Source organism: Salibacter halophilus (assembly GCF_008806325.1).
Taxonomy (GTDB): Bacteria; Bacteroidota; Bacteroidia; order Flavobacteriales_G; family Salibacteraceae; genus Salibacter; species Salibacter halophilus.
Genome location: NZ_WACR01000003.1, coordinates 260,165 through 286,073, shown reverse-complemented (window position 1 = coordinate 286,073; position 25,909 = coordinate 260,165). Strand labels below are relative to the sequence as shown.

Annotated in this window: 17 protein-coding genes and 1 tRNA gene; 14 read left to right on the top strand and 4 right to left on the bottom strand. The window is 41.0% G+C overall.

What is annotated here, in order from left to right; translation table 11 throughout:
• Nucleotides 1-2 precede the first annotated feature (2 nt).
• Genes F3059_RS04695 through nqrF form a run of 3 tightly spaced genes read left to right on the top strand, consistent with a single transcriptional unit; the run spans nucleotide 3 to nucleotide 2,649 of the window.
• A complete protein-coding gene (locus tag F3059_RS04695) occupies nucleotides 3-689 on the top strand; it encodes an NADH:ubiquinone reductase (Na(+)-transporting) subunit D (RefSeq protein ID WP_151166966.1) in 687 nt (228 codons plus the stop codon).
• Nucleotides 690-711: 22 nt separating this feature from the next.
• Nucleotides 712-1,329: an NADH:ubiquinone reductase (Na(+)-transporting) subunit E gene (gene nqrE / locus F3059_RS04690; protein WP_151166965.1), complete on the top strand. Its 618-nt coding sequence runs from the start codon at nucleotides 712-714 to the stop codon at nucleotides 1,327-1,329.
• 24 nt (nucleotides 1,330-1,353) lie between these two features.
• Nucleotides 1,354-2,649: an NADH:ubiquinone reductase (Na(+)-transporting) subunit F gene (gene nqrF / locus F3059_RS04685; RefSeq protein ID WP_151166964.1), complete on the top strand. Its 1,296-nt coding sequence runs from the start codon at nucleotides 1,354-1,356 to the stop codon at nucleotides 2,647-2,649.
• A gap of 56 nt (nucleotides 2,650-2,705) precedes the next feature.
• Here nqrF and F3059_RS04680 read toward each other — a convergent pair whose 3' ends face one another.
• Nucleotides 2,706-5,834 (bottom strand): UvrD-helicase domain-containing protein, encoded by a 3,129-nt coding sequence (locus F3059_RS04680; RefSeq protein WP_151166963.1) that lies wholly within the window; start codon nucleotides 5,832-5,834, stop codon nucleotides 2,706-2,708.
• Between the two features lie 77 nt (nucleotides 5,835-5,911).
• Here F3059_RS04680 and F3059_RS04675 point away from each other — a divergent pair, with 77 nt between their 5' ends.
• Together F3059_RS04675 and F3059_RS04670 are read left to right on the top strand one after the other, a co-directional pair.
• On the top strand, nucleotides 5,912-7,960 hold the full coding sequence (locus F3059_RS04675; RefSeq protein WP_151166962.1) for a S8 family serine peptidase: 2,049 nt from the start codon (nucleotides 5,912-5,914) through the stop codon (nucleotides 7,958-7,960).
• A complete protein-coding gene (locus F3059_RS04670) occupies nucleotides 7,957-9,033 on the top strand; it encodes a cytochrome-c peroxidase (protein ID WP_223274537.1) in 1,077 nt (358 codons plus the stop codon). Before F3059_RS04675 ends, F3059_RS04670 begins: the two co-directional genes overlap by 4 nt.
• Before the next feature lie 5 nt (nucleotides 9,034-9,038).
• Here the strand turns inward: F3059_RS04670 and F3059_RS04665 are convergent, their stop codons facing one another.
• The 3 genes from F3059_RS04665 to F3059_RS04655 all read right to left on the bottom strand — a co-directional run bounded on the left by F3059_RS04665 (nucleotide 9,039) and on the right by F3059_RS04655 (nucleotide 15,745).
• Entirely contained in the window at nucleotides 9,039-12,491 is a 3,453-nt protein-coding gene (locus F3059_RS04665) for a T9SS type B sorting domain-containing protein (protein ID WP_151166961.1), read from the bottom strand.
• A gap of 74 nt (nucleotides 12,492-12,565) precedes the next feature.
• The gene (locus F3059_RS04660; protein ID WP_151166960.1) at nucleotides 12,566-13,783 is read right to left on the bottom strand and encodes a proline dehydrogenase family protein; all 1,218 of its coding nucleotides are present in this window, start codon (nucleotides 13,781-13,783) and stop codon (nucleotides 12,566-12,568) included.
• A gap of 75 nt (nucleotides 13,784-13,858) precedes the next feature.
• Nucleotides 13,859-15,745 carry a M1 family metallopeptidase gene (locus F3059_RS04655; protein WP_151166959.1) on the bottom strand — a complete coding sequence of 629 codons (1,887 nt, stop codon included), beginning with the start codon at nucleotides 15,743-15,745 and terminating at the stop codon, nucleotides 13,859-13,861.
• A 140-nt stretch (nucleotides 15,746-15,885) separates the two neighbouring features.
• Here F3059_RS04655 and dnaE point away from each other — a divergent pair, with 140 nt between their 5' ends.
• The 9 genes from dnaE (at nucleotide 15,886) to F3059_RS04610 (ending at nucleotide 25,909) form a co-directional block, all read left to right on the top strand.
• Nucleotides 15,886-20,256: a DNA polymerase III subunit alpha gene (gene dnaE / locus F3059_RS04650; RefSeq protein ID WP_151166958.1), complete on the top strand. Its 4,371-nt coding sequence runs from the start codon at nucleotides 15,886-15,888 to the stop codon at nucleotides 20,254-20,256.
• A gap of 104 nt (nucleotides 20,257-20,360) precedes the next feature.
• Nucleotides 20,361-20,678: a thioredoxin gene (trxA, locus tag F3059_RS04645; RefSeq protein WP_151166957.1), complete on the top strand. Its 318-nt coding sequence runs from the start codon at nucleotides 20,361-20,363 to the stop codon at nucleotides 20,676-20,678.
• Nucleotides 20,679-20,750: 72 nt separating this feature from the next.
• Entirely contained in the window at nucleotides 20,751-21,665 is a 915-nt protein-coding gene (locus tag F3059_RS04640; RefSeq protein ID WP_151166956.1) for a DUF58 domain-containing protein, read from the top strand.
• A gap of 178 nt (nucleotides 21,666-21,843) precedes the next feature.
• Nucleotides 21,844-21,917 (top strand) — tRNA-Asp (locus F3059_RS04635).
• A 997-nt stretch (nucleotides 21,918-22,914) separates the two neighbouring features.
• Nucleotides 22,915-23,358, top strand: a complete 444-nt coding sequence (locus F3059_RS04630; RefSeq protein WP_151166955.1) for a hypothetical protein — start codon at nucleotides 22,915-22,917, stop codon at nucleotides 23,356-23,358.
• A 24-nt stretch (nucleotides 23,359-23,382) separates the two neighbouring features.
• Nucleotides 23,383-24,072, top strand: a complete 690-nt coding sequence (locus F3059_RS04625; RefSeq protein WP_151166953.1) for a toxin-antitoxin system YwqK family antitoxin — start codon at nucleotides 23,383-23,385, stop codon at nucleotides 24,070-24,072.
• 3 nt (nucleotides 24,073-24,075) lie between these two features.
• Nucleotides 24,076-24,699 (top strand): LA_2272 family surface repeat-containing protein, encoded by a 624-nt coding sequence (locus tag F3059_RS04620; RefSeq protein WP_151166951.1) that lies wholly within the window; start codon nucleotides 24,076-24,078, stop codon nucleotides 24,697-24,699.
• 149 nt (nucleotides 24,700-24,848) lie between these two features.
• Nucleotides 24,849-25,394, top strand: a complete 546-nt coding sequence (locus tag F3059_RS04615; protein ID WP_170265045.1) for a hypothetical protein — start codon at nucleotides 24,849-24,851, stop codon at nucleotides 25,392-25,394.
• A complete protein-coding gene (locus F3059_RS04610) occupies nucleotides 25,391-25,909 on the top strand; it encodes a GNAT family N-acetyltransferase (RefSeq protein ID WP_151166948.1) in 519 nt (172 codons plus the stop codon). The genes F3059_RS04615 and F3059_RS04610 overlap by 4 nt, the downstream gene beginning before the upstream one ends.

Below are 25,909 nucleotides of genomic sequence, written 5' to 3'. Positions count from 1 at the left end.
CTATGGCAGAAGAAGTAGCAGAAAAAGATAATGTTGAAGAGAAAGAACCATTATTCTCTAAGAAAAACCGCAAGTTATTAACTGATCCACTGGATGATGATAACCCCATTACTGTTCAGGTTTTGGGAATTTGTTCAGCACTTGCGATTACCGTACAGGTTCAACAGGCTATCATCATGGCGTTATCAGTTGTTTTTGTAATGATAGGAGGTAACCTCATCATTTCATTGATGCGCAACATTATTCCGAACCGAATTAGAATTATTGTTCAGCTCGTAGTAATTGCATCACTTGTAATTTTAGTTGATCAAATCCTGAAAGCATTTGTTTACGATATCAGTAAAGCACTTTCGGTATTTGTGGGTCTGATTATTACAAACTGTATCATCATGGGTCGTTTAGAGGCTTTTGCTCTCGGTAATAAACCATGGCCTTCAATCCTCGATGCGGTTGGTAACGCTGCCGGTTACGGTTGGATTTTGATCGCTGTGGCTGTTGTTCGTGAATTCTTTGGTTCAGGAGCTATTAGCTTCCCCGGAGTAGGACAGTTGCAAATCATTCCGCAAGGTTTTTATGAATTTGGTTACATGAACAACAACATGATGATTTTACCGCCAATGGCTCTTGTAACTGTTGGTATCATCATTTGGATACAGCGTTCTAAAAACACGAAATTGATCGAAGATTAAGAAACTATTTTAATAGAGAGTTATGCAAGATTTAGTAAACATATTTGTCAAGTCGATTTTCGTTGATAATATGATTTTCGCATACTTTTTGGGTATGTGTTCTTACCTGGCAGTATCGAAAACTGTCAACACGGGAGTCGGACTGGGAGCTGCTGTAATATTCGTTCTCGGTATTACTGTTCCTATCAATTACCTTCTTGAAAATTACGTGTTGAAAGAAGGAGCTCTAACCTGGATAAGTGATGACTTTGCAAGTGTAGATTTGAGTTTCTTGAGCTTCATCATGTTCATTGCAGTAATTGCTTCAATGGTTCAGCTTGTAGAGATGATCGTTGAAAAGTTTGCTCCGGCACTTTATGGAGCACTCGGTATATTCCTTCCGCTCATCGCAGTAAACTGTTCAATATTGGGTGGTTCTCTCTTTATGCAGGAAAGACAATACGCTTCAATAGCAGAGGCAACTTCATTCGGATTGGGTTCTGGTGTTGGTTGGTTCCTCGCAATTGTTGCAATTGCTGCTATTCGCGAAAAAATTCGTTATTCTGATGTACCTGCACCTTTGCGCGGACTCGGAATTACATTTATCATCACTGGACTTATGGGAATTGCTTTCATGAGTTTCATGGGAATTGAACTTTAATTGTTAACAGATAGATAGTAAGGCATGACGACAACAGTATTACTTACAATTGTAATTTTCCTCGCGCTTATTTTGTTATTGGTCGCGGTATTGCTTTTCGCTAAAGCAAAACTGAGCCCATCTGGTGCAGTGAAAATTGAGATTAACGGAGAAAAAACTATAGAAACTGAAGCTGGCGGCACTTTGTTGTCAACACTTGGTAACAATCAAATCTTTTTACCATCAGCCTGCGGTGGTGGTGGTACTTGTGCAATGTGCAAGTGTCAGGTTCACGATGGTGGAGGTGAAATTCTACCAACTGAGAAACCATATTTCACCAGAAAAGAAGTTCAGGACGACTGGAGACTTGGCTGTCAGGTAAAGGTTAAAGATAACATGAAGATCGAAATTCCTGAAGAGATCTTCGGTATCAAGAAATGGGAATGCGAAGTGGTTTCCAATTACAATGTGGCTTCATTTATTAAGGAGTTTGTTGTAAAACTACCTGAAGGTGAAAATCTCGACTTTGAAGCCGGTGGTTATATTCAAATTGATGTTCCTAAAATTGAAGTTGATTTCAAGGATATGGACATCACCGCTCACCCTGAGATGCACGATGATCCTCAAAAATTCCAAAAGGAATGGGACGGATTTGGTCTTTGGGATCTGAAAATGAAAAATGACGAAGAAATTTTCAGAGCATACTCAATGGCAAACCACCCTGCAGAAGGAAATATTATTAAGCTGAATATCCGTATTGCAACTCCACCATGGGATCGTTCTAAGAATTCTTGGATGGATGTTAATCCTGGAATTTGCTCTTCTTATGTATTTACGCGTAAGCCGGGAGATAAAGTAACAATTAGTGGACCTTACGGTGAGTTCTTTATCAAAGATACTGATGCTGAAATGCTTTACATTGGTGGTGGTGCAGGAATGGCGCCTATGCGTTCTCACTTATTCCACTTGTTCCACACTTTAAAGACAGACCGTAAAGTGACGTTCTTCTACGGTGGACGCTCAAAACGTGAGCTTTTCTACCTTGAAGATTTCAGACAAATAGAAAAGGAATTTCCAAACTTTAGCTTCCATGTAGTTCTTTCAGAACCACTTGAAGAAGATAACTGGAAAGAAAAGAAAAGTCTAGATGACGAAGGAGATGGATTCCTGGGTTTTGTTCACGAAGCTGTTATTGAACATTACTTCGAGAACCATGATGAACCGGAAGAAGTAGAAGTTTATTTCTGCGGACCTCCATTGATGAACCAGGCCGTTCTCAAAATGTGTGACGACTGGGGAATCCCTGAAGAAAACGTTTCATTTGACGACTTTGGAGGATAATCTTTCCAAATTGAAAATTGATACAAAGGCTCGCTTAAGGCGAGCCTTTTTTTTGACTACAGTTCTACGAATTCATTTTCATCTAAGTAGCACAATACCGTTTTTTCGATTTTCAGTCCCATCTCAGTCATCACTGATGCGTAATTATTGAGTTGTTCCTGATGCTCAAATGTTCTTCCACCGGTTTTAAAATCGAATACCTGGGCTGTATTTTCACCGGTCAGAGCCACTTTATCTGGCCTGTATGTTGATTTGCTTGACGGAACGTACAATGAGCGTTCAGAAAGTGAGTTGGCTGAAAGTATGGCTTCTGAATAATCAGATTGAAGAACGTTTTCGATCCAACTTTCAATTTGTCTTTTTTCTGAATCACTCAATCTGTGAACTTCACAAGCCTGATTGAGTAATTCATTCAGCTGGATCTGACCATTGGTTTTTTCCAGTATTTCGTGGGTGATAGCTCCAAGTTGTGAAGCTGTTTTCTCAGCAGACTTTGAATACTGAACTTTAGGCCTCGACACTTTCAAATCCTTTTTGTGATCATAGAAATGAAAGTCTGAATCAGCCATTGTGTTGATTTGTTCCTTAGTCTTAGCTATTCTGTTTGTGACTGGACTTCCATATGTGAACGTGACATTGTTATCTGTGTTAGCAAAATCAGAAATGTAGTCGAGGATCAATCCGCCAGTTTTAGCATCAGTAGTTTCTGCAGAAAAGCCGTAAAGTTGTTCCTCAGCTCTGGTAAATGCCACGTAGAGTAGATTCAGAGTATCGGCAATTTCCTCTTCTTCCTTTAGTGTTTGATAATCCCTGAAAGATGTGAATTTTATGGGTTTTCCTTTTAAATCGATTTGCATGAATGGCAGCTCAGATTCTTTTGTTTGTACCCATTCTGTTCCAATCTTTTTAAGATCTCCATCCAAATAAGGACAAATAACCACTGCAGATTGTAATCCTTTTGATTTGTGCATGGTCATTATTTGAACTGCATTCTCATGAGGCTGAGTTTCTACGTTAATTTGTTCTTTTTTGACTTCCAATTTATTGATGAAATTCGTGAGGTTGTTGCCGTTTTTATCGGTAAAGGACTGGATGAACTCTGAAATGGATAAGAAGGCTGCATTTTTCTCATTTTCGGTCAAACTGGAAATCAGTTCTTCAAAGTTTTCGGCAATTGATTTTTGACTATTTACAACGATTCGTGTTCCCAACGATTTTGCAAAAAAATCATTCAATTCTACAGATAGGAAATCCCTGGATAAGAAGTTTGGTAATGGATCATCTAGTAAGTTGAGATTATCTACAGCGGTAAGGAATTCAACTTTGTAATATTTTTCAGTAGGAGAGAGGAGCAGGTTAAAAAAGCTTATTGCTAATCTGAACTCTGGAGTATTACCTAGAATCGTACTTTTTTCAGAATGCACATCAATATTGTGCTTTTTGAGTATTGAAGCTATTTTGCTCGATTCCTTGCCATTCCTCACTAGAATCATTATTTCAAAAGGCTTGTAAAACCCGTTTTTGGTCAGATCCTGAATTAATTCGACTACAGCAGTTTCGTTTTCTTCTTTTGCCCATCTTATGAACTCATTTTTATTGAGCTCCATCTTATTCCCTTTGTGATATTTGTGAAGAGTAAATGAAACAAACCCCTTTTCTTCATCGTGAAAGGGAGTTTGCTCAACATCATCGTACATCTTTTTTTGATCATCAGACAGTTTTTCTTTTGCGCGGCTGAAGAACTTATTGTTGAAGTTTACTATGTTTTGCCACGATCTAAAGTTGTGATCGAGCGGACTTGAATCTTCAACATTTAAGAAAGGTGCCTGCCAACCTGCAATAACCTGATCAGCATAAGGGTTGTACAATTCTGGAAGAGCGACAAATTGCCTGGCTTCACCACCTCTAAATCTGTATATTGCTTGTTTGGCATCTCCCACAATTAGTGAAGATCCACCCTGGCTGAGTGCATTACCTAGCAGAGGAATTAAATTATGCCATTGAATGATTGAAGTATCCTGGAATTCATCGAGCATGTAATGACGGTAGTGCTCTCCTAAACGCTCGTAGATAAATGGTGCCGGCTCTGACTGTACAACATCTCCAATGCTTTTGTTGAAGTCTGAAATATGAAGTGTGTTCAATTGTTTTTTGAGTAACTCGAGATGCTCACCTACAAGGCTCAGAGTTCCGGTTCTGAAAACTTCGTTGGCGATGATTTTGTTGTAAACGTACTTCTCGTAAAGCTCAATTATGGATTCGATGTAGCTGTGAGCTTTTATTTTGATAGAATCGGAGTCGGGGAAGTTTTTTTCAAGATCTTTTTTAAACCATTTATCAGGATTGTTGTAAAAATCCGGTTCATCATTCGATATTTTTTCGAAGTCTGAGTCCTTGAAAGATGTCAGTCGTATTATCAGTGAACCACGGCTCACATATTCCGCTAAATTGTTATCGTGAATATAAGAGAGACCTTCATCAGCAATTTCACTGATTTGTTTTTCTAATGATTCGCAATCTTTTTGATGTTTATCAGCTAGTTTTTTGAATACATCGAGCTCAACTTCTTCTAATGCAGCAATTTCTCTGTTATTGTCGTCTCTTAAAAGCGGTTCGGCAAATTCAACGAGTAAGTTGTTAATGTTCCATGATTTCTCGTTATCAACCTGTTTTTCCACAAAATCTTCAAGGATTTTAGTGGGCAACCTATCATTATTTCCAATCTCAAAAAGTAGCTCATTGACAGCCATTGTAAGTAATGAATTGACATCCAACTCAACTTTGAAGTTTGATGGAATTTTGAGATCAAAGCTGAACGACTTTACGAGTCTGTGAGTGAAACTATCGATTGTGCTCACAGAAAAATCTCCGTAATGGTGGAGGAGTGAAAAGAGGACGTTTTTTGAACGCGATCTTAATTCGCTTTCACTCAAGTTTGTTTCCTCAATTAGTTGTTCCAGTAAAACAGCTTCTCGGCCTTTTAATTCATTTGAGGTTGCAAATTCCTGAAGCGTGAAAACAATGCGGTCTTTCATCTCCTGAGCCGCTTTGTTAGTAAAGGTTATAGCGAGAATTGATTTAAAAGTATCTTCGTTTTCAGCGGTTAAAACCAGATACAAAAATCGCTTGGCTAATTGGAACGTTTTCCCCGATCCTGCTGATGCTTTTAAGACAATTAGTGACATTTAGTACTGGGCGTTAAATGAATCTTTAATATCTTCGAAACTAACAAATTTAGCTTTTCAACGTTTTATAAGATACAATGAAAAGAATTGTAGGGATATTAATTTTTGTGCTTTTTACGACTGTAATGGTCAGAGCACAATTCGCAACTGACCAACTCATCGTGCAATTTCACAATGATGTGAATATCGATGAGTTTACGCACGACATGAATAATGCGTTTGGAAATCAGTTGGTTTACAAAAGCAAAGAGCTATCTGGCCGAATGAATATGCACCTCATTCACTTCGACACCAATTTAGCTAATATCGACAAACTACTCGGTGTATTTGGCTCTGACCAAAGAACAATTGCTGTACAGCCAAACCACACAAATGTGGAATTGCGCGATAAGACTCCGAACGACCTGGATTATCCAGCTCAATGGGCATTGAATGAAACCAGATTGGGAAATATGGCAGCTCCAACTGCCTGGGATTATTCAACAGGCGATACTACCTCCACTGGTGAAAAGATTGTGATAGCTGTTGTTGATAATGGGTTTGATTTGAATCACCAGGACTTATCTTTTTTTGAAAACACGAATGAAATTCCGAATAACAATATTGACGATGACCAAAACGGTTATGTCGATGATGTGAATGGTTGGAATGCATATAACGATACAAATGTAATTCCGACACAACAACACGGGACTCATGTTACCGGAATTGCCGCAGCAAAAGGCGATAACAATCAAGGTGTAACCGGAGTAGGATGGGGAATGGAAGTGTTGCCTATTGCAGGTTCCAGCGGTTCAGAAGCTGTTGTTCTTGCTGCTTATGGTTATATCCTGGAGATGAGAGCACTTTACAACGAAACAGATGGTCAAAAAGGAGCTTTTGTAGTTGCTGCAAACTCTAGTTTTGGAATCAACTTTGCTGATGCTTCTCAATATCCGCTGTGGTGTAATTTTTACGATTCTCTTGGTGCTGAGGGCGTTTTGAGTACCGGGGCTACGATTAATGGTAATATTGATATCGATCAGTTTGGAGATATGCCCACAACCTGTTCAAGTCCATATTTGCTTTCCGTTACTAATTTGACTGAAGATGCAGTAAAAAATGCGGGTGCTGGATACGGAACAACACACATTGACATAGCAGCTCCGGGTACAGACATTTACAGTACTGTTCCTTCAAACTCATATTCTAATTCAACAGGAACGTCTATGGCAGCACCGCAAGTTGCCGGAGCTATTGGATTGTTGTACAGTGCTATGTGTCCTGATCTGATCAATCTGTACAAGCAAAATCCAGACAGTATTGCATTGTATGTTCGCGAATCAATTTTGAAAGGAGCCGATACACTCTCTTTGCTTCAGGGGACTTCAGCTACAGAAGGAAAATTAAACCTGACAAGAGCTATAGAAGAAATGCTTCGCTTTGATTGTACTGATATTTCATTTGAATCTTCTCAGGCAAATTGTGAACCTTGCGGTGCTGAAGTAATTGTCGATCTGCATTACGCAGTAGCTCCCATAGAATATTATTGGAATGATGGACTTGTAACTGATAATAATGTACGATCAGGCATGTGTGCCGGAAATTATTCAGTTACCGGAGTAGATCGCTATGGTAACGGGAAAGTTGTGAATATTGAGATTTCACAGTTTGATTCTATCGTTCTCACTTCACAGGTTAATCTGATTTCTGCTCCAAATGCTGGCGATGGCTCAATCCAACTACAGGTAAGCGGAGGCAATGGAAATATTGAATATGAATGGTCAACCGGTGACACAACTGATGCGATTCAAAACTTAAGTCAGGGAAATTATCAGGTTACTGTGACCGACTCTACCGGATGTTCAGTGACGAAGTCATTTGATATGTTTTTGAGCGGATCAGATGAACTTACAGAAAACGATATCAGCATTTATCCAAATCCAACCAAAGGTTTGGTGACAGTCAGAACCGGAGGTGCTCGCGGTTTAACCCTCGATGTATTGGATGTAGTGGGTAAAGTGGTTCTGACCGAAAGACTCGATAAACAAATGATCGACTTAACGGGTTTACCATCCGGACTTTATATTTTCAAAATTCATAGTGACGGAAATCCTGTAAAAACAGAAAAAGTGATTGTGAGATGATGAAGTGGAGTTGGATTCTGATAATATTTTTTGCATCCGTTGGGTGTCAACGTGACGTTGAATTTCCTGAAGGTAAAACTGTAAAGGATGAAATTCCAGATCCCACACCTCACGAATTGAGGATTCCGCAGGGTTTTGGTGATTATTACCGCAACCCTGATAACCCACTCACGCTTGAGGGAATTTCTTTAGGTAAAAAGCTCTTTCACGATCCTATATTAAGCGATGGAAATAGACAGAGTTGTGCAAGTTGTCACAATCAATCCAAAGGTTTTTCTGATCCCAGGAGAGTGAGTCCCGGAGCGGCACCTGGAGCAATTGGCAAAAGAAATGCTATGGCTCTAATCAACCTTGCATGGCGAAGAGAGTTTTTTTGGGATGGTAGATCTTTTTCTCTCGAGCATCAGGCATTAGATCCGGTGTCAAACCCTATTGAGATGAACTTACCGTGGCCACAAGCTATACAAAAACTCAAGGCCCATGAAGAGTATCCATTGCTATTTGAGCGAGCATTTGGAGTACAGGATTTTGATTCAACCCATGTTGTAAAAGCAATTGCCCAGTTTGAAAAAACATTGATCTCAGCTGATTCAAAGTATGATAAATACCTTCGTGGTGAAGCCACTTTAACAGATCAGGAACGTTTGGGATTGGATTTGTTTAATAGTGAAAGAGCAGATTGCTTCCATTGTCACAATGGCGTTACTTTTACTGATAATTCGTTTCGAAATAACGGTTTGCAAAGTACGGTTAGGGATTCAGGACTTGGAGGAGTTAACGGGAATCCAAGAGATGTTGCAAAATTCAAAGTTGTGACTTTACGAAATATCGGTTTTACAGCACCATATATGCATGATGGTCGTTTCCAAACACTTGAGCAGGTAATTAATTTTTACAGCGATAGTGTAAATCAACAAAGCCCAAATATCGATCCTGTTATGCTTAAAAGTAATAGGGAAAATGGCTCTTTAAACTTGACAGATGAAGAGAAAGAGGCTTTAATCGCATTCCTCAACACATTAAATGATTCATCATTTGTAGAGGACGAAAAATTCAGCAATCCTTTTGAATAAGTCTTTTATCGGTAGAGTGTAACAGAACCTTTCTTGGTGATATTCTGAATTTCGAGGATGTAATAATACGTTCCAACAGCTACATCTTCACCTGAGAAGTTTTTACCGTTCCAGCTCGCAAAGCCGCCTTCATTCTCAAATATCAAAGCTCCCCAGCGGTTGTAAATTCTTAAACTCAAACAATTCACAACATTTCCATTACTTTTTACTTCAAAGTAATCGTTAACTCCGTCACTGTTGGGAGTAATGACATTTGGTGTTTTGAGGTTCAATAATGTTTCTAAATATTTTGGACTGATATTTACAGCGGTTGTGTCAATACAGCCGTTTGGAGATTCAGCAATCAGTACTAAATCCAATTCCAAACCGTAAGCAAAATCGAGACTCTTTAATTCCTCAGTAGTGTAGGGTTCCCCATTCAATAACCACGTTGAATTTTCAGTATTGGCACTGAAGTTTTCAACCTCTATTTTAGGTTGTTCACAACCCGGAATTATGGTGTAGTTAAATTCAGCCTCCGGTTCCTGATATGTTTGTACCTCAACCGATGCTGTATCAGTACATCCCAGGCTATCAGTAACTCTAATTTCGTAATTGCGAGGATTAGTAATTCGCGCAACAATACTGTCTCCCTCATTGAACTCTATGTCTTGTGAGGGGCTTATCGAGTAGTTCAAGGGTTCAATTCCGTCAGATACACTGAATGTCATAGGAACTTCAGCTCCTCTACAAACAATTGTATCAAAACCGCCAAAGAGTGACATTACTGATAAAGTCACAGATGCTGAATCAGCACAACCAAGGCTATCAGTGACAATTACCGAGTAATCTGTTGTTTGGTCAGGAAACACAACCGGATTTGCTGAAGTGTCATTTTCAATTTCAGAACCCGAAGACCATTGATAGGTAGATCCCAAAGGTCCGGTTGGATTACCGCCAAGCATAGCGCCCCTTGTTCTGCAAATATATCGGTCAGATCCGGGATTGATCGTAGGTAATTCCTGAACTCTAACACCCACGCTGTCTGTAGCTTGACATCCATTAGCATCAGTGAGCGTGACCACGAAAGAAGTGTCAGTCGGATTCAAAACAAATGGTGAAGCTGAAGTTGAGTCGCTGAGAAGATCACCATTATCCCAAACAAAATCACCCGTACCAAAAGCGAAAATTTGAGTGGTATCGCCTTCACATGCAAAAGTATCAGGTGATGTAGATAGAGTAGGGTTTGGGTTAACGACAATATTTACCGTGTCTGATCCGGTACAGGTGTCGTTTGTTGTATTTACAATGTAAACCTGAGAGTTAGTAGGGAAAACCAATGGATTTGACAATGTGCTGTCATTCATACTTGTATTAGGATTCCACGCATAATCAGTAAAAGGAGGTGAAGTGGGATTTGCTCCAAGAAGAATTGAATCACCAACACAAATTGCTCTATCTGGTCCGGCATTAGTCGGAACTTCAGGTTGTGTAACAACATTGATTGAATCAGTTGCAGCACACCCATTTGTATCGATATAATCCACATAATAAGTAGTGTCGTTGGGAGGGAAAAACCTTGTTGGTACTGAAGTTTGATTTGATATAAAGTAGTTTGATGTCCATTGAAAGCTCGGTACATCAGGATCTAACTCCAGTGTATCTCCCGGGCATAAGAAGTAATTCGTACTGAGGTCGAGTGTATCTGGTCGATTGACGATGACAGTTACCGTATCAGTTGTAGAGCAGGAATTTGAATCAGTTATTTGCAGAACATAATCTGTTGTACCAATCGGTGATGCATTTGGAAATAGTATACTAGGATCTGAAAGTCCTGTAGTAGGTGTCCAGCTTACTGTTTCGCCTACGCCTAAAGAACCACCACCAATAGAGGTTGTATCACCAAAGCAAATACTGGTATCCTGTCCGGCATTAGCAAATACCTGAGTAATAATAACTGATAGAGATTTGTTCACAACGCAGCCATTATTACTTGTGACAGTAGCTTGAACTGAGCCATTGTTGCCTGTCCAGTTAATTTCTAGTTGATTAGTACCTGATCCAGATACGATATTTCCACCATTAACTGTCCAGGAGTATGAAGCACCCTGAATACTGGGCAATGAATACGTTTCCTGGCTCTGACCACTACAGAGTAAATCAGGCCCTTGAATTTCCTGATTTATTTCAAATGGCTGAACATCGATAGCGTAATTCTGAGTGAAAGTTTTAGGCGGGCAGCCATTATCACGAACAGCAACATTAAAAGTATAAGGAGCATTTCTACCCTGAGCACACGTTGTTTGCCAGCACAATTGAGTTGTAATTGCGCTGTCACCATTCAATGGTGCAAGAATATTAGCTGACGGACTCACGAGGTTTGGATCAAAAATATTGCCGGTTGCTGTCATGAAGAGTGAATCACCTTCCTGGTCAAAATAATCCAAATCAATACAGAAGGAATCTCCGGCAGTAACCTGGTATTCAACAGGTGATAGTGCTGTTGTGTCTAGATTTGAAGTGTCCTGCGCAGGATTTGGGTTTGGCGGACATTGAACAACTAATAACTGAATATCTCTACGTGTTACACTAATCAACTGACCATTTCTAAACTCTTTAATCTCAACCGCTGCAGCATAATTCCCCGGGTTATTCGCTCCAAACTGAGTTGTTCCCGTTGATGAATTAATAGATTGAAAACCAGTATTGCCAAATATTTGATTCGTTGAAAAACCGGGGCCCCAGGTGACTAGATTTGGAGGGTTAGGATACGGATCAAAATTTGGGCTGCTGTAAGCAGGGCCGGGGGCCGTATTTGTTGTATTTCCGTCATATGGTTGTTCCAGTGAATAAACTAATGAATCACCATCCGGATCAATTGCGGAATTGGGAATAAATGTAGTGTCGCCCTCGCAGATAAAAGAGACAAGAGTGTCATTAAATGCAGCCGAACTATTTGGGAGAAGATTACCACTTCCATCTGAAGGAATGAATACTTTGTAAGTCAGAGCTTGTGCACCAGAGTTGTCCAGATTGACTATCCCTCCCGGTCTGCAACAGCGATCGTAAAGAATATGGTATCCTTCATTTGAAGGAGCTAATGATACAATGGTTGAATACTCTACAAGTGCAACACAATTGCTGGTTGAAAAACTACAACCTGGAGGTAAGTTAGGGTCTACTACACCAACACTAACAGTATCCATTGTAGCGGTAGATACAAAATCTACATCGAAATCATTAATAGAGCCTTCGTAAATACCTATATCAATGTTGGGTTCAGGAAAAGTATTTGGCCAGTTTACAGAATTACAATCCATATAGGCCTGAAAACGAATTCTATAATTTCTGTTTCCGGGAAATGTACTGGAGGGGCCAAGGTCTTCGTAGCTCATGTTTCCACCAATGAGGTGAGTGGCTTTTGAGAGGCCGGGTAGCATAAAAGCTAATATCGCCAATAAGAGGGATAACTTTTTCACAGAGCTGATTTATTTCAAAGGTTCGTTTGTAGCTTCGAATTTATGAAATAAAACCTTCTCCGGTCAATAAAAAGTTAGTTTTTAGCCTTTTGCTCTTCTTTACGTCTCTTGCGCTCAGCTAATAAGAAGCGCAATTCTTTACCCATTTGTCCTGAAATGGCAGAATTCTCTTCAGCTCTGCGAGTTAGATAAGGAATAGTAGATTTAACCGGACCATAAGGCAAATACTTGGTAACATTGTAACCTTCGTTAGATAGGTTAAAACTGATGTTATCACTCATGCCGTAGAGCTGAGCAAAATAGATTGATGGGTGATCGTGCGGAATATCCATGTCATCCATCAAGTCAACAAGCTTGTAGCAGCTCAATTCATTGTGTGTACCGCAACTGAACTCTAAGTAATCGAGGTTCCGAATAGCAATTTTGATACCGCGGTCAAAGTCTCTATCAGTACTTTCTTTGTCTGGCTGAATAGGAGTGGGGTATCCCATTTTTTTGGCGCGTTTGTGTTCTTTTTCCATGTATGCACCCCGCACAAACTTAATCCCGAGAACAAAGCCTTCTTGCTTAGCTTCTTCAATCATTCTTTCAATAACAGGCAACATAGAGTGTTTGTACATCTGGAAGGTTGTGTAAACAATCGCCTGCTCCTTGTTGTATTTGCGCATCATCGATGCTATGAGTTGATCGATAGCTGGCTGAATCCAGCTTTCCTCTGCATCGATGTAAATAGGGATTTTATTTTCGTTTGCACGTTTGCATATCTTATCAACTCTTCTAACCACACGTGCAAAAGCCTCTTTATCTTCTTTTGAAAGCTCACCGCCTTCTGATACTCTTTCGAGTAAATCAAAACGAGCGATTCCCGTAATCTTCATGCAACTAACCGGAATGTGAGGTGAAGACTTGGCTTTGTCAATAACGCGAATTAACTCCTCAGCAGTGTGATCAAAAGTCTCTTCATCTTTGAGTCCTTCAACAGAGTAGTCAAGGATGGCACCGATGTTTCCCTTGGCGAGATCAACGATTGCTTTATTCTCACAATCTTCGATCGATTCTCCACCACAAAATTGCCTGAAAACAGTTTGCTTGACTATCCCTGAAATTGGGAGTTTGAGCTTCAATGCAATATTTGTCAGTTTAGTTGCGAGTTTCACAACCCAGCTGTACTGCATCAGGCGGAATATAAAAACAGAAAAAGCAAGATCACCATCACTTTTATGAGCGAAGGCAACCTTGCTATTACTAAAGTCTATTTCGTTTCTTTTTCTTGTATCAGTTTCTCTTGTCATAAGCTAGCTAAAAAAACATCCCAAAGTAAAGGCATATTCTTTAGCTGTAAAACATCAACCCCAAAGATTGTTCAATTATTCTTCGTCATTTTCATAGTTTAACATTTCATCAATCGTGTTTGTAGAAACGCTGTGGTAGTTAGGACGAGCCTTTTTATAAATTGCAGTAGCCCTGTTTTTAGAAGGATCTGCTTCGGTCAGAGCCGAGTATAGCGGAACGAGGAACTTTCTGCGTCCCACTGATACGAGGAAGCTTTCAAGCGCATCATCAGCAGGCTTGTAATTGTGCTTGATCGTGTGTTCAAACCATGCAGCGAGAATTTCGCTGTTTCCTGATTTCGTAAAGCCAAATGACTTATCTAATTCAGTCATCTGTTCGTTAGAAAGCGTATCAGGTAAATTTCTCAAAAAGTGCAACCACTCGTGAGATGTCCAACCTGCAGTCTTGAGTTCTTTTGCTTCAAAAGCACCATCACTCCAGGCTTTAAGAGCCGATTCTACACGTTGAAAACGTTCACTGGTAACTTCCGGAGCATTATCAGGAATACCGGGACCGTAGATCCAGTCGTTGAGTCTGAGTTTTGCTTTTAAGGCTGTGTCAGAACTCAATAAACTTGAGTCGAGGTAACTGACAAACTTCTCAGTCGTCATTGTTTCAAATGCAAACTTGTCAAAATAGGTATTTAGGAATTTGTCAAACTCCTTGCGACCGTATAACTCTTCTATTTTCTCCAGGAAGAAAGCTCCTTTCTCATATGCTACGCTGGTCATACCATCATCAGGGTTCCGACCATCGAGATCTAATTTTAACCATGTATCGCGAGCCGGTAGTTCAGAAACTTCTTTCTTGAGATCCTGCATGCCAAGTTCACGCAACATGTTTACGTAATCTTTGCCGTAAAGCTCTTCCATGATTCTGCGCTCAAAGTAAACAGTGAAGCCTTCGTTCAACCAGAAGTCGTTCCAGTTTGCATTGGTTACGAGATTTCCACTCCAGCTGTGAGCAAGTTCATGGGCGATAAGCGATGTGAGTGAGCGGTCTCCGGCAATAATTGTTGGAGTAGAGAATGTCAATCGAGGGTTTTCCATGCCGCCAAAAGGGAATGACGGAGGAAGAACGATTACATCGTAACGTCCCCAGCGGTATTTGCCGTAGAGCTTTTCAGCAGCAACGAGCATACTATCCATATTGGCAAACTCATTTGCTGATGCTTCAATCATTCCAGGCTCAGCATAAACACCAGTTTGTTCTCCGATTTTTTGGAATTCAATATCACCAATTGCCATCGCCATGAGGTATGATGGAATCGGTTCAGTCATTTTGAATTTGTAAATGCCATCAGCATTCTTTTTAACCGGATTCTCAGCACTCATGAGCGTGAGAAGCTCAGGACGAGATTTCACCTCGGCTTCGTAAGTGAAGCGAATTCCGGGACTGTCCTGGCAAGGAATCCATGTACGAGCCAAAATAGCCTGAGATTGCGTAAAGAGGAATGGATTGTTTTTATCGTGGGTTTGTTGTGCGTTCAACCACTGAAGTGCTTCAGCATCTTTTGTCGTGCTGTAGTTGATGGCAACCCATTCTGCACCTTCAGGAAGTTTGATCACGAGCGGCTGACCCAAAACAGGATTGTTTTCTCCCAGGTAGTAATCTGCTTCTTCAGCTCCGTCAACCAAAACCTTATGGATATCGAGGTTTCTCGTATCAAAAACAATTGAGTCGGCATTGTTATTTTCAATATCCCATGTTGCAGATGCTTTGATCTTTTTCGTTTTGAAGCTTACCTGAGCAATCCAGTTAAGGTGTTTTACAGCAGCTTCCAAAGGTTTCGCATAGGAGTGAGGATCTGACCAGTCTTTAGGTATATCAGCTTGTTTCATCTCTGTTTTGGTTTCTTTTGAACCGCAACTTGCTATTAGCAATCCTACAATGAAAAGTAATGCAATGTTTGTGTATCTCATGTGTTTTTATTTTAAAGCACCACAAATCTAAAGATTCTTTACTACTGCACTTAATCTATTTGCTGTTGACAAGTTTTTTTGGTCGATATGGCATTTCATCTTTGGCTGATTTACATTAGTGGTGAAATTTTACCGACAGTATGTACATTGTATTTGATACCGAAACCACTGGTTTACCCCGTGATTATAACGCTCCTGTAACTGACAGTGAAAACTGGCCCAGGTGTGTACAGTTAGCGTGGCAAATTCACGATAAATGGGGTGAACTCATAGAGGTCAAAAACTATATCATTAAGCCAGACGGCTTCACGATTCCATATAATTCTGAAAAGATTCACGGTATTTCCACTGAGCGTGCAATGCGCCAGGGTGTGGAATTGGAATGGGTGCTCAAAGAATTCAATGAAGCGCTTGAAAAAGCTGACTTCGTTGTAGGGCAAAACATCGGCTTTGACATCAATGTCATGGGGGCCGAGTTCCACCGCATTGATGTTGAAACTCCTATGATGAACATGGAGAGTCTCGATACCTGTACTGAGAAAACAGCTAATCTCTGTCAGATCCCGGGCGGACGAGGTGGTAAATTCAAACTCCCCACACTTACAGAGCTCCACGAACACCTCTTTGGCGAAGCTTTCAACGAAGCGCACAATGCCAGTGCCGATGTGGAAGCAACAGCCCGCTGTTTCCTCGAGCTCGTGAGAATCGAGAATTTCACAGAGCACGAGCTACATGCTGATCCGGGCTATTTGACGGAATTCAAAGAAAAGAACCCGAAACCGTTTGAGTTAATCGGGCTGAATATTGAACCGTACACGCCAGATCACGAAGAGTTTGAGGACGTAGAAACACAGTCAGAACCGGATCTGACCAAAGAGGAGATCGAAGACAACCTCAAAGAACTGGAAGAGGTTGCGTTCTCGCATCTTCACAATCACACCCAGTTCTCTGTTTTACAGGCTACCACTAAACTCGATGCAATGATTGAAAAAGCATCGAAAGACGGAATGCCGGCTATCGCGATGACAGATATGGGAAACCTGATGGGCGCATATCTATTTACTCAAACGGCCATTAATTACAATAACTCATTAAAGGCAAAAAAAGAGGAAGGGCAGGAGATCGATGCGGTTGAAGTGAAACCGATTGTAGGTTGTGTGTTCAATGTTTGTAAAGATCACAACGATAAATCAAAAAAGGACAACGGAAATCAGGCTGTGTTGATCGCCAAGAACAAGAAAGGTTATCACAACCTGGCTAAAATGTCGTCAATCGCGCATACTGAAGGTTTTTACTACGTTCCACGAATCGACAGAGAAGTCGTTGAGAAATACAAAGAAGATGTCATTTGCCTCACTGGTAACCTGAGTGGTGAAGTGCCTAATCTGGTTCTGAATGTGGGAGAGAAACAGGCCGAAGAGTCTTTGCTTTGGTGGAAAGAGCAGTTTGGTGAAGATCTTTACATCGAACTGATGCGTCACGGACAGGAAGATGAGGACAGAGTCAATAAAGTATTGCTCGATTTTGCCAAAAAACACGATGTGGAAGTCGTGGCGACAAATTCGACTTATTACCTCGATAAATCTGATGCGAATGCTCACGATATTTTACTCTGTGTGAAAGACGGAGAGCGCCAGTCAACACCAATCGGTCGTGGACGTGGCTATCGCTATGGCCTGCCAAATCAGGAATATTACATCAAGCCACAGGATGAGATGAAGGAACTTTTCAAGGACCTTCCCGATGCAATATCCAACACGCAAAAGATTGTGGATAAATGCACAGCTTTCTCGCTGGCTCGCGATGTACTGCTTCCCAAATACGAGATTCCTGAGGAATTTAAAGATCCTAAAGATGAGGAAGATGGCGGAAATCGAGGTGAGAATAATTACCTGCGTCACATTACTTATGAAGGAGCGAAAAAACGTTATGATGAAATAACGGATGAAATTCGTGAGCGACTTGATTTTGAGCTCGAAACGATTGAACGTACCGGCTATCCCGGATACTTCCTCATCGTTCAGGATTTTACAACTGCAGCAAGAGAAATGGGCGTTTCGGTCGGACCCGGGCGTGGTTCAGCTGCCGGTTCTGCCGTAGCTTACTGTATCGGTATTACGAATGTCGATCCAATCGCCTACGATTTGCTGTTTGAGCGTTTCCTCAATCCCGATCGTGTATCCATGCCCGATATCGATATCGACTTTGATGATGAAGGTCGCCAAAAGGTAATCGATTACGTGATCGATAAGTACGGAGCTAACCAGGTTGCGCAGATTATCACGTACGGAACGATGGCCGCAAAAAGCGCCATTCGCGATACCGGTAGAGTGCTCGAATTACCACTTCCCGATACGGATCAGCTCGCGAAAACGATGCCAGACCTCAAGCTTCACAAGCTCTTTGGAATGGAGGAAAAAGACCTTAAAGAAAAGCTTAAGAACAATGGTGATGAAATAGCTAAGGCCGAGCGTATTAAAGAAATATCAGGAGAGGAAGAAACGCTCGAAGGAAAGACGATCAATCAGGCCAGAATTTTAGAAGGTTCTTTGCGAAACACAGGTATTCACGCTTGTGGAGTTATCATCACTCCGGGAGATATTACCGATTACGTTCCGGTAGCAAAAGCTAAGGATTCTGACATGTGGTGTACACAATTCGACAACTCGGTGGTGGAAGATGCCGGCTTGTTGAAAATGGACTTTTTGGGTCTGAAAACACTCACCCTGATCAAGGATGCGGTATCGATCGTAAAAGAGCGTCACGATATTGATTTGAATCCCGAGCAATTTCCGCTCGATGATGAAAAGACATATGAGCTTTTCCAACGCGGAGAAACAGTGGGGATTTTCCAGTACGAATCGCGCGGAATGCAGAAATACATGCGCGATCTCAAACCCACAACCTTTGCCGATCTCATTGCGATGAACGCCCTGTATCGTCCGGGACCGCTGGAATACATTCCGTCTTTCATCAAACGTAAGCACGGACAGGAAGAGATCAAGTACGATCTGCCTGATATGCAGGAGTACCTTGAAGAAACCTACGGTATTACTGTTTACCAGGAGCAGGTGATGTTGCTTTCGCAAAAGCTTGCGGGATTCACGAAAGGTGAGGCCGATACGCTGCGTAAAGCGATGGGTAAGAAGAAGTTTGACCTTCTCGCCAAACTGAAGCCTCAATTCCTCAACCAGGGCGAAGAACGCGGCCACGACAAAGAAACACTCGAAAAGATTTGGAAAGACTGGGAGGCATTTGCTTCTTATGCTTTCAACAAATCGCACTCGACATGTTACGCCTGGGTAGCTTACCAAACGGCTTACCTCAAAGCGCATTATCCTGCCGAGTACATGGCATCTGTGTTGAGCAACAACATGAATGACATTTCACAGGTGACATTCTTCATGGAAGAGTGCAGGCGAATGGGCGTGAAAGTCCTGGGGCCTGATGTCAACGAATCTAAGCTCAAGTTTACGGTTAATGAAAGAGGAGAAGTCCGCTTTGGTCTCGGAGCTCTCAAAGGAGTTGGTGACGGTGCGGTCAGAGCCATCGTGGAGGAACGCGAAGAGGAAGGTGCGTATCAGTCTATATTTGATTTTGCCAAGCGTGTGAACCTCAAAGCGTGCAATAAGAAAGCGTTTGAGAGTCTGGCTCTCGGTGGAGCGTTTGACTCGTTCCCCGGAGTGCATCGCGCGCAGTACTTTGCCGAGGACAACGGACGCTACTTTTTGGAAAACGTTATCCGGTTCGGAAACAACTTCCAGGAGAGCAAAAATTCCTCTCAGGTTTCGTTATTTGGAGAAGCCAGCGAAGTTGATATTCCTGAACCACAGGTACCAGAAGCTGAGGAGTGGAACACGCTCGCCAAGTTGAGGCGCGAAAAAGAAATAGTTGGGGTTTATATCTCCGGCCATCCGCTCGATGACTACAACCTCGAGATCAAGCACTTTTGTACTTATGAGCTCTCGGCTCTGAACAAAATTGAAGAATACGTCAACAAGGAAATGCGCGTTGCCGGAATTGTGACAGATGTGAAACACCTCACAACCGGTCGCGGTAAACCTTTTGGCAAGTTCATGGTTGAGGATTACAGCGAGAGTTTTGAGTTTGTGCTCTTTGGAGACGATTACCTCAAATTCAAACCGATGCTGGAAAAGGATTACTTCCTATTCATCAAAGGAAAAGTAGAGAAGTGGAGAAGGAAGAATGAAGACACTGACAATTTCAGCTTTCGCATTGCGCAAATGGAATTACTGTCAGAACTCAGGGAAAAGCTTGCTCAAACGCTCAACATCAACATGGAGTTGGGGTCGATAACCGAGCAAACTGTCGATGATTTGGATCGGGTTCTGACCGAAAATAAAGGAAATTGTAAAGTGATTGTTAACGTGTATGACAGGGACGAAAAAATCAAGTTAAATTTGATGTCGCGCACGTTGAGGGTGAACATCTCAAACGAGCTCATCGAAGAGCTGGAACGCTGGGATCACGTGCATTATAAGTTGAACTGATAGATTGATAAAAACAATAAAGAAGCCAATTTGTCATAAAATAGACATTGGTAATAGATTTGTAACATTAATTTTGAATTTGAATTTTTGAAACACATACAATTATGGCATTAGAAATCACAGACGGAAATTTTGAAGAAACTGTATTAAAATCAGATAAACCGGTATTAGTTGACTTTTGGGCAGAATGGTGCGGACCTTGCCGTATGGTGGGGCCAATCGTTGAAGAAATGGCCGGAGAATACGAAGGTAAAGCAGTAATTGGAAAAGTAAACGTTGACGAAAATCCCGGTGTTGCCGGTAAATTCGGAATTCGTTCAATTCCAACATTGCTCGTTATCAAAAACGGTGAAGTAGTAGATAAGCAGGTAGGCGCAGCATCTAAAGAAGCGTTGGCTTCTAAGCTCGATGCGCAACTGTAAATTTTGATATTTGAGATTAGAAAAACCGCTGAGGCTTGGCTTTAGCGGTTTTTTTGTTACTACATTTGAAACATGAGTCAGTTCAACGACAGAGCCGTTAGGCAATTTGGAAAGCTCGAGTTCCTGGCACGACAGGTTGTTGAGGGGTTTATTACAGGCCTTCACCGCAGTCCGTACCACGGTTTTTCAGTAGAGTTTGCTGAGCACAGGGCTTACAACAACGGTGAAAGCACTCGACACATCGACTGGAAGCTCTTTGGTAAAACCGAAAAGCTCTACACAAAGCGCTACGAGGAAGAAACAAATTTGCGTTGCCACATCCTCATCGACCAGTCATCGAGCATGTATTTTCCAAAAGACGGGGAGGAAACGAAATTCAGTTTCTCCGTGAAAGCGGCTGCAGCTCTTATCCATCTTTTGCGCACACAGCGCGATGCTGTTGGACTGGGCTTATTTGATGAGGAAGTCCGCGAGATCACTCCGGCAAAATTATCGCAGCGACACCTCAATTACCTGTACCATCTGCTCGAAGAAAAACTCGATTATGACGGTCAGAGCCGATCCACCGCAGCCGCCAGCGCACTACACGAATTAGCTGAACGAATCCATAAACGCTCAGTTGTCGTGATTTTTTCCGATATGTTTGAGAGCAGCGAAGCCGGCCTCGATAAGCTGTTTTCAGCGCTACAGCACCTGCGCTTCAATAAACACGAAGTCATTCTTTTCCACACCGTAGACCAAAATCACGAAATCGATTTCGAATACGACAACCGCCCGTATAAATTCGTGGATATGGAGAGTGGGGAAGTAGTGAAGTTGAACCCTTCAGAGATCAAGGACGAATACCGCAAACAGCTCAAGAGTTACAAGGAAGAGCTTAAGTTGCGCTGTCACCAAAATAAAGTCGATTTTGTTGAGGCTGATATCAATCAGGGATTCAGCAAGATATTGATGGCCTACCTGGCGAGGCGCAAAAAAATGATCTAAAATTTTTTCAATCCTCTTGGAGAAAATGAAAATTGAATTACTTTTGTCGCTCCCAACGAGGGAAAGGCACTTTGAAATGATGATTTAAGCCGCACACAGCGCGGAATACAGCAGAAAAAACTTTTTGAAAAGTTGTTTGCATAAAGATAAATTATCTTACATTTGTGCCACCGAAAAAGGTCCGGTAGTTCAGTTGGTTAGAATGCCTGCCTGTCACGCAGGAGGTCGCGAGTTCGAGTCTCGTCCGGACCGCTTACAGTTAGCCTGGCAAAATTTTGTCAGGCTTTTTTTATGTCCAAAAAATCTTAACTATTAAAAGTGAAGTGCCGTTGAGTTTTGAGGCCGAGGTCGAGAGCGTTCTAATAGTAATTTGGAGTTGTAAAAAGTATATAAACCAGGCGACTCAATCACGCATTAGCAGGTGAGTTTTTTTGTTTCACTCCTTGTTTCATTCGATTACTTTTATCCTTTTGCCTTGATGCAAAAGGACGGAAAGATCAATGCTGACGGCAACTTCGCTCGAATTTCTAGCAATCGATCGCTATTTATACAGGCTTCCAAAACCTGTCAGGTCTTGGTCATGATGTTAAGTGCTGTAGGCACGACTTAATCCTAACTCTGGGTTTTAGCCCAGAGCAAAAGGAAGTAGTGATAACAACGAGTGCTGTAAGCACGGACCACAGAATAATAGAAAAGTCATGCTTTTTAAAGTGAACCGTACCTACGGCACTCAAAGTCCTGGTTGAAAACTTATGTTCCGGGTTATCACCCGGAGATAGATGTGAATCGTGCCTAACGGCACTTTATTGGTTATCTGTAATCTTAAATCATGATAAAGAACTTTTCTAAAGTTCAACACTTTAGAAAAGTTGAAGGAACCATGAAGAAGTGAAGTGTCGTTAAGGTTTGAGGCCGAGGTTAAGGTTAAGGTTGAGGGAAGTTCTAATAATGTATTGGGATTGCTTGATGGTAAAGGGTTTGGTGTTTGGGAGGTTTGATTTAGCCTCCAGGCCCGAATGCTGAGCGTAGCTTTAGCGGAGTCGAAGTAGGAGGGCATTAAGATCAAGGCCGAGGTCGAGAGCGTTCTAATAGTAATTTGGAGTACTGTAAAAGAGCTTATAATCCACGCGATACAATCGGGTGGATGCTGGGAATGATTTAGTCTGATATTCTGATTAGCAAAATTGAACTCCAATTTGTATATATTTACATGATCAAACTGCTTTTATTCAAGTGAAAAAACTACTCAATGCCTAAACTCCGTATTTACCGCAAAAGAGAATGGATCAATAAGCTGAGAGCTATAGACCTTTATGTAAATGACGAAAAGGTTGCTTCAATCGATGATGGAGAAACAATCGAGATCGAGATCCCTGAAGGTGAAGTAGTGTTTTATTCTAAGATAGACTGGGCAAGGAGCAATACTCTCAAAATTTCAGGAGATACTGATGTCGAACTTTCCAGCTTCATGAGCCGGAATAAAGCTTTGCGCTACGTGTTCCTGTCATTCCTGGCAATTTCATTTATTGCAACAGTCACTTCTCTGTTGCTCAATGATCTAATTCCTCAAGCGGTCATGTATGTGCTGCTGGGAGTTTCAATTATCATTTTAGGTGTTATGGGTTACTTTTTGACAGTGGGAAGGAAGAAGTATTTGTTTTTGAGAGGGGCTTCTAAAGTCACTGAAACATAAATGAAAAAGTAAATTACAGTCAAAATGAAATATTCTATAAGCGTATTTTCTCTTTTATCAATGTTTGTTTGCCTATCATGCAATAACAATATATGTACAAAACAAAACGAGAATGTAACTTTAAAATATTATGAATCTGGTTTTATTAAAAGTCAGCAAGCTATAAACAATAAAGGTAACAGAGATGGTTTCTCAGTTGATTTTAGAGATGATGGATCTGTTCATTCTTCAGGTTTTTTTGAAGATGGAGTTCACAATGGATACACGTTGATTTTTCACGAAAACAATGTTCCCAAGGAATTGAATTTAGCTGAGGGTATGAGTGTTAATGGTTTGCATATTGAGTACTACAAGACTGGAATACCTAAAATTATAGGCTATTTAGATAAGAATAACTTGAAGCAAATGGGATGGATCTTTTATTATAAGAACGGGCAGGTTGAAGAGATTAATAATTTTAAAAATGATAAGCTTCAGGGAGGTCAGATTGTTTACCATAAAACTGGAAGGTTAGCAATTATTGGTGATTGTGAAAATGGGGAAAAGAATGGGTACTGGAAGTATTTTGATCAAAATGGTAATTTACTAAACATAAAAAAATATGATGAAGGAATAGAAAATGGTCGCTGGGAGTATTTTGACGAAAATGGAAAACTAACCAAAATCAAAGTTTATAAAGAAGGAAATTTAATTGAAACAATTGATAAAAGTTGATTTATGCCCAACCCCCTCACACTTCTACTATTCCTACTCATCACTGTAGCTGGCGTAGGCCAATCAACTTCAGGTGAACAGCAGGATACGATCAAAAATTATTACGGCATTCGGGTGATTCCATCACGGGCGATGAACATTTACGGAATTGCTATTGGTCCGGTCGGTTCTGAGGTTGTTTGTTTTATGTCGTACACCAAGAAATCGCACGGATTAAACATCCAAATCCCCGGACAGGGTTTCAACTCGGTTTTTATGATTAAGCCGATTCAAGCTAAGGCTCTGACCGGGAATAAAATGGATACGATTCAAGTAGGAGCATTGCACAATGGATTGATTGTTTCTCCAATGGGGACACTTACGAGTCAGATCAATGGTGTTTCGCTATCGGGATGGATGAGTGCCGGATTAAAACTCAATGGCTTTTCCTTTAATCTTGTTTACAACAGGTATGAATATCTGAACGGTGTTTCGATCGGGATGGTGAATCATACGGGTAAAATGAATGGCGTTCAGGTTGGGCTTGTGAACAATGCAACTAAACTCCGCGGTATTCAATTAGGCTTGTGGAATACGAATCAAAAACGCTCGTTACCACTTATCAACTGGTGCTTTGAGAAGGAGTAGCTTTTTTGGTGGCTCTTTTGAAAAGAGTAATTTAGCGTACATCAAACCCAAACGCTATGATTGATAAATTTTTGAAGGCAAAACACTGGCAAATCTTTCTGTTGATTTTTGTTGTCCCTTTCGTTTTCCAATTAATATTTATGGGCTCAATGTTTTTCAAGTTTCAAACAACTGAAAGCCCATTAGAAGGGATGAACATCTTTACAGGTGTACTTCCTATAATCATTCTCTTGTATACTGTTCCAATTTATTGTTGGTATTGGTCGGTAGCGAAAGGAATCAATAGTAAGTTACCTGAAGAAGCAAGAATGAAGTTCACCAGGTTCAGGTTTTTCTTCTTTTTTCCTTTGATCTACATTATCTTATTAACATTGACTATATCAATATCAACGTCATTATTCGGAACAACACCAACTTTTCCGGGCCCTCAATCTCCCGATACATTTTTGCCTTTGTTATTTCTCGGAATAGGTGTGTTTTTCCTCATTCATCTTTTTGCTGTATTCTGCACCTTTTACGTCATCTACTTTATTGCAAAGTCGATAAAGTCAGCAGAACTGCAGCGTAAAGTCACTTCTTCAGATTACATAGGGGAGTTCTTTTTGATTTGGTTTTTCCCAATTGGTGTGTGGTTTATTCAGCCTATGATAAATGAAATTGTGAGTCGGGAAGTGGACCAACAATTATCTCAATGATTAAAACCAAAAGACTTACACTCAGACCCATTGAGCGTGCTGACTCGAAAAGTGTCTTTAGCTACCGAAGCGATTCTAATCACAACCAATATCAAGGTTGGGTACCGGAAAGCCTTGATGAAGTAGAGTCTTTTATCGCCAAGAATCCTAAAGAATTCAATTTGCCGGAAACCTGGTTTCAGTTGGTGATTGTGCTAAATGATTCTAATGAAGTGATCGGGGATGTAGGAATCCATTTCATCGATGAAGACCAGTGCGAGGTGGGAGTGACACTGGATAAACAGTTTTTAGGAAAGGGATTTGCAACAGAATCGCTGAGCGGTGTTTTTGATTACCTGTTTCGCGATCTGACCAAGCACAGAATAACGGGATCGGTAGATCCGCGGAATGAGGCTTCTATTCAATTACTTGAACGATTGGGAATGAGGAGAGAAGCACATTTCAAGAAAAGCCTTTGGTTTAAAGGCGAATGGGTTGATGATGTAGTTTACGCTATCCTCAAAACCGAGTGGTAG

Bases quoted from the DNA above. Each gene is read 5' to 3' on its own strand.
- F3059_RS04640 (WP_151166956.1), top strand. From the start codon at position 20,751: ATGAGTCAGTTCAACGACAGAGCCGTTAGGCAATTTGGAAAGCTCGAG.
- F3059_RS04680 (WP_151166963.1), bottom strand. From the start codon at position 5,834: ATGTCACTAATTGTCTTAAAAGCATCAGCAGGATCGGGGAAAACGTTC.
- F3059_RS04625 (WP_151166953.1), top strand. From the start codon at position 23,383: ATGAAATATTCTATAAGCGTATTTTCTCTTTTATCAATGTTTGTTTGC.
- nqrE (WP_151166965.1), top strand. From the start codon at position 712: ATGCAAGATTTAGTAAACATATTTGTCAAGTCGATTTTCGTTGATAAT.
- F3059_RS04675 (WP_151166962.1), top strand. From the start codon at position 5,912: ATGAAAAGAATTGTAGGGATATTAATTTTTGTGCTTTTTACGACTGTA.
- F3059_RS04660 (WP_151166960.1), bottom strand. From the start codon at position 13,783: ATGACAAGAGAAACTGATACAAGAAAAAGAAACGAAATAGACTTTAGT.
- F3059_RS04610 (WP_151166948.1), top strand. From the start codon at position 25,391: ATGATTAAAACCAAAAGACTTACACTCAGACCCATTGAGCGTGCTGAC.
- F3059_RS04655 (WP_151166959.1), bottom strand. From the start codon at position 15,745: ATGAGATACACAAACATTGCATTACTTTTCATTGTAGGATTGCTAATA.
- nqrF (WP_151166964.1), top strand. From the start codon at position 1,354: ATGACGACAACAGTATTACTTACAATTGTAATTTTCCTCGCGCTTATT.
- dnaE (WP_151166958.1), top strand. From the start codon at position 15,886: ATGTACATTGTATTTGATACCGAAACCACTGGTTTACCCCGTGATTAT.
- F3059_RS04620 (WP_151166951.1), top strand. From the start codon at position 24,076: ATGCCCAACCCCCTCACACTTCTACTATTCCTACTCATCACTGTAGCT.
- F3059_RS04615 (WP_170265045.1), top strand. From the start codon at position 24,849: ATGTTTTTCAAGTTTCAAACAACTGAAAGCCCATTAGAAGGGATGAAC.
- F3059_RS04695 (WP_151166966.1), top strand. From the start codon at position 3: ATGGCAGAAGAAGTAGCAGAAAAAGATAATGTTGAAGAGAAAGAACCA.
- F3059_RS04670 (WP_223274537.1), top strand. From the start codon at position 7,957: ATGATGAAGTGGAGTTGGATTCTGATAATATTTTTTGCATCCGTTGGG.
- F3059_RS04630 (WP_151166955.1), top strand. From the start codon at position 22,915: ATGCCTAAACTCCGTATTTACCGCAAAAGAGAATGGATCAATAAGCTG.
- trxA (WP_151166957.1), top strand. From the start codon at position 20,361: ATGGCATTAGAAATCACAGACGGAAATTTTGAAGAAACTGTATTAAAA.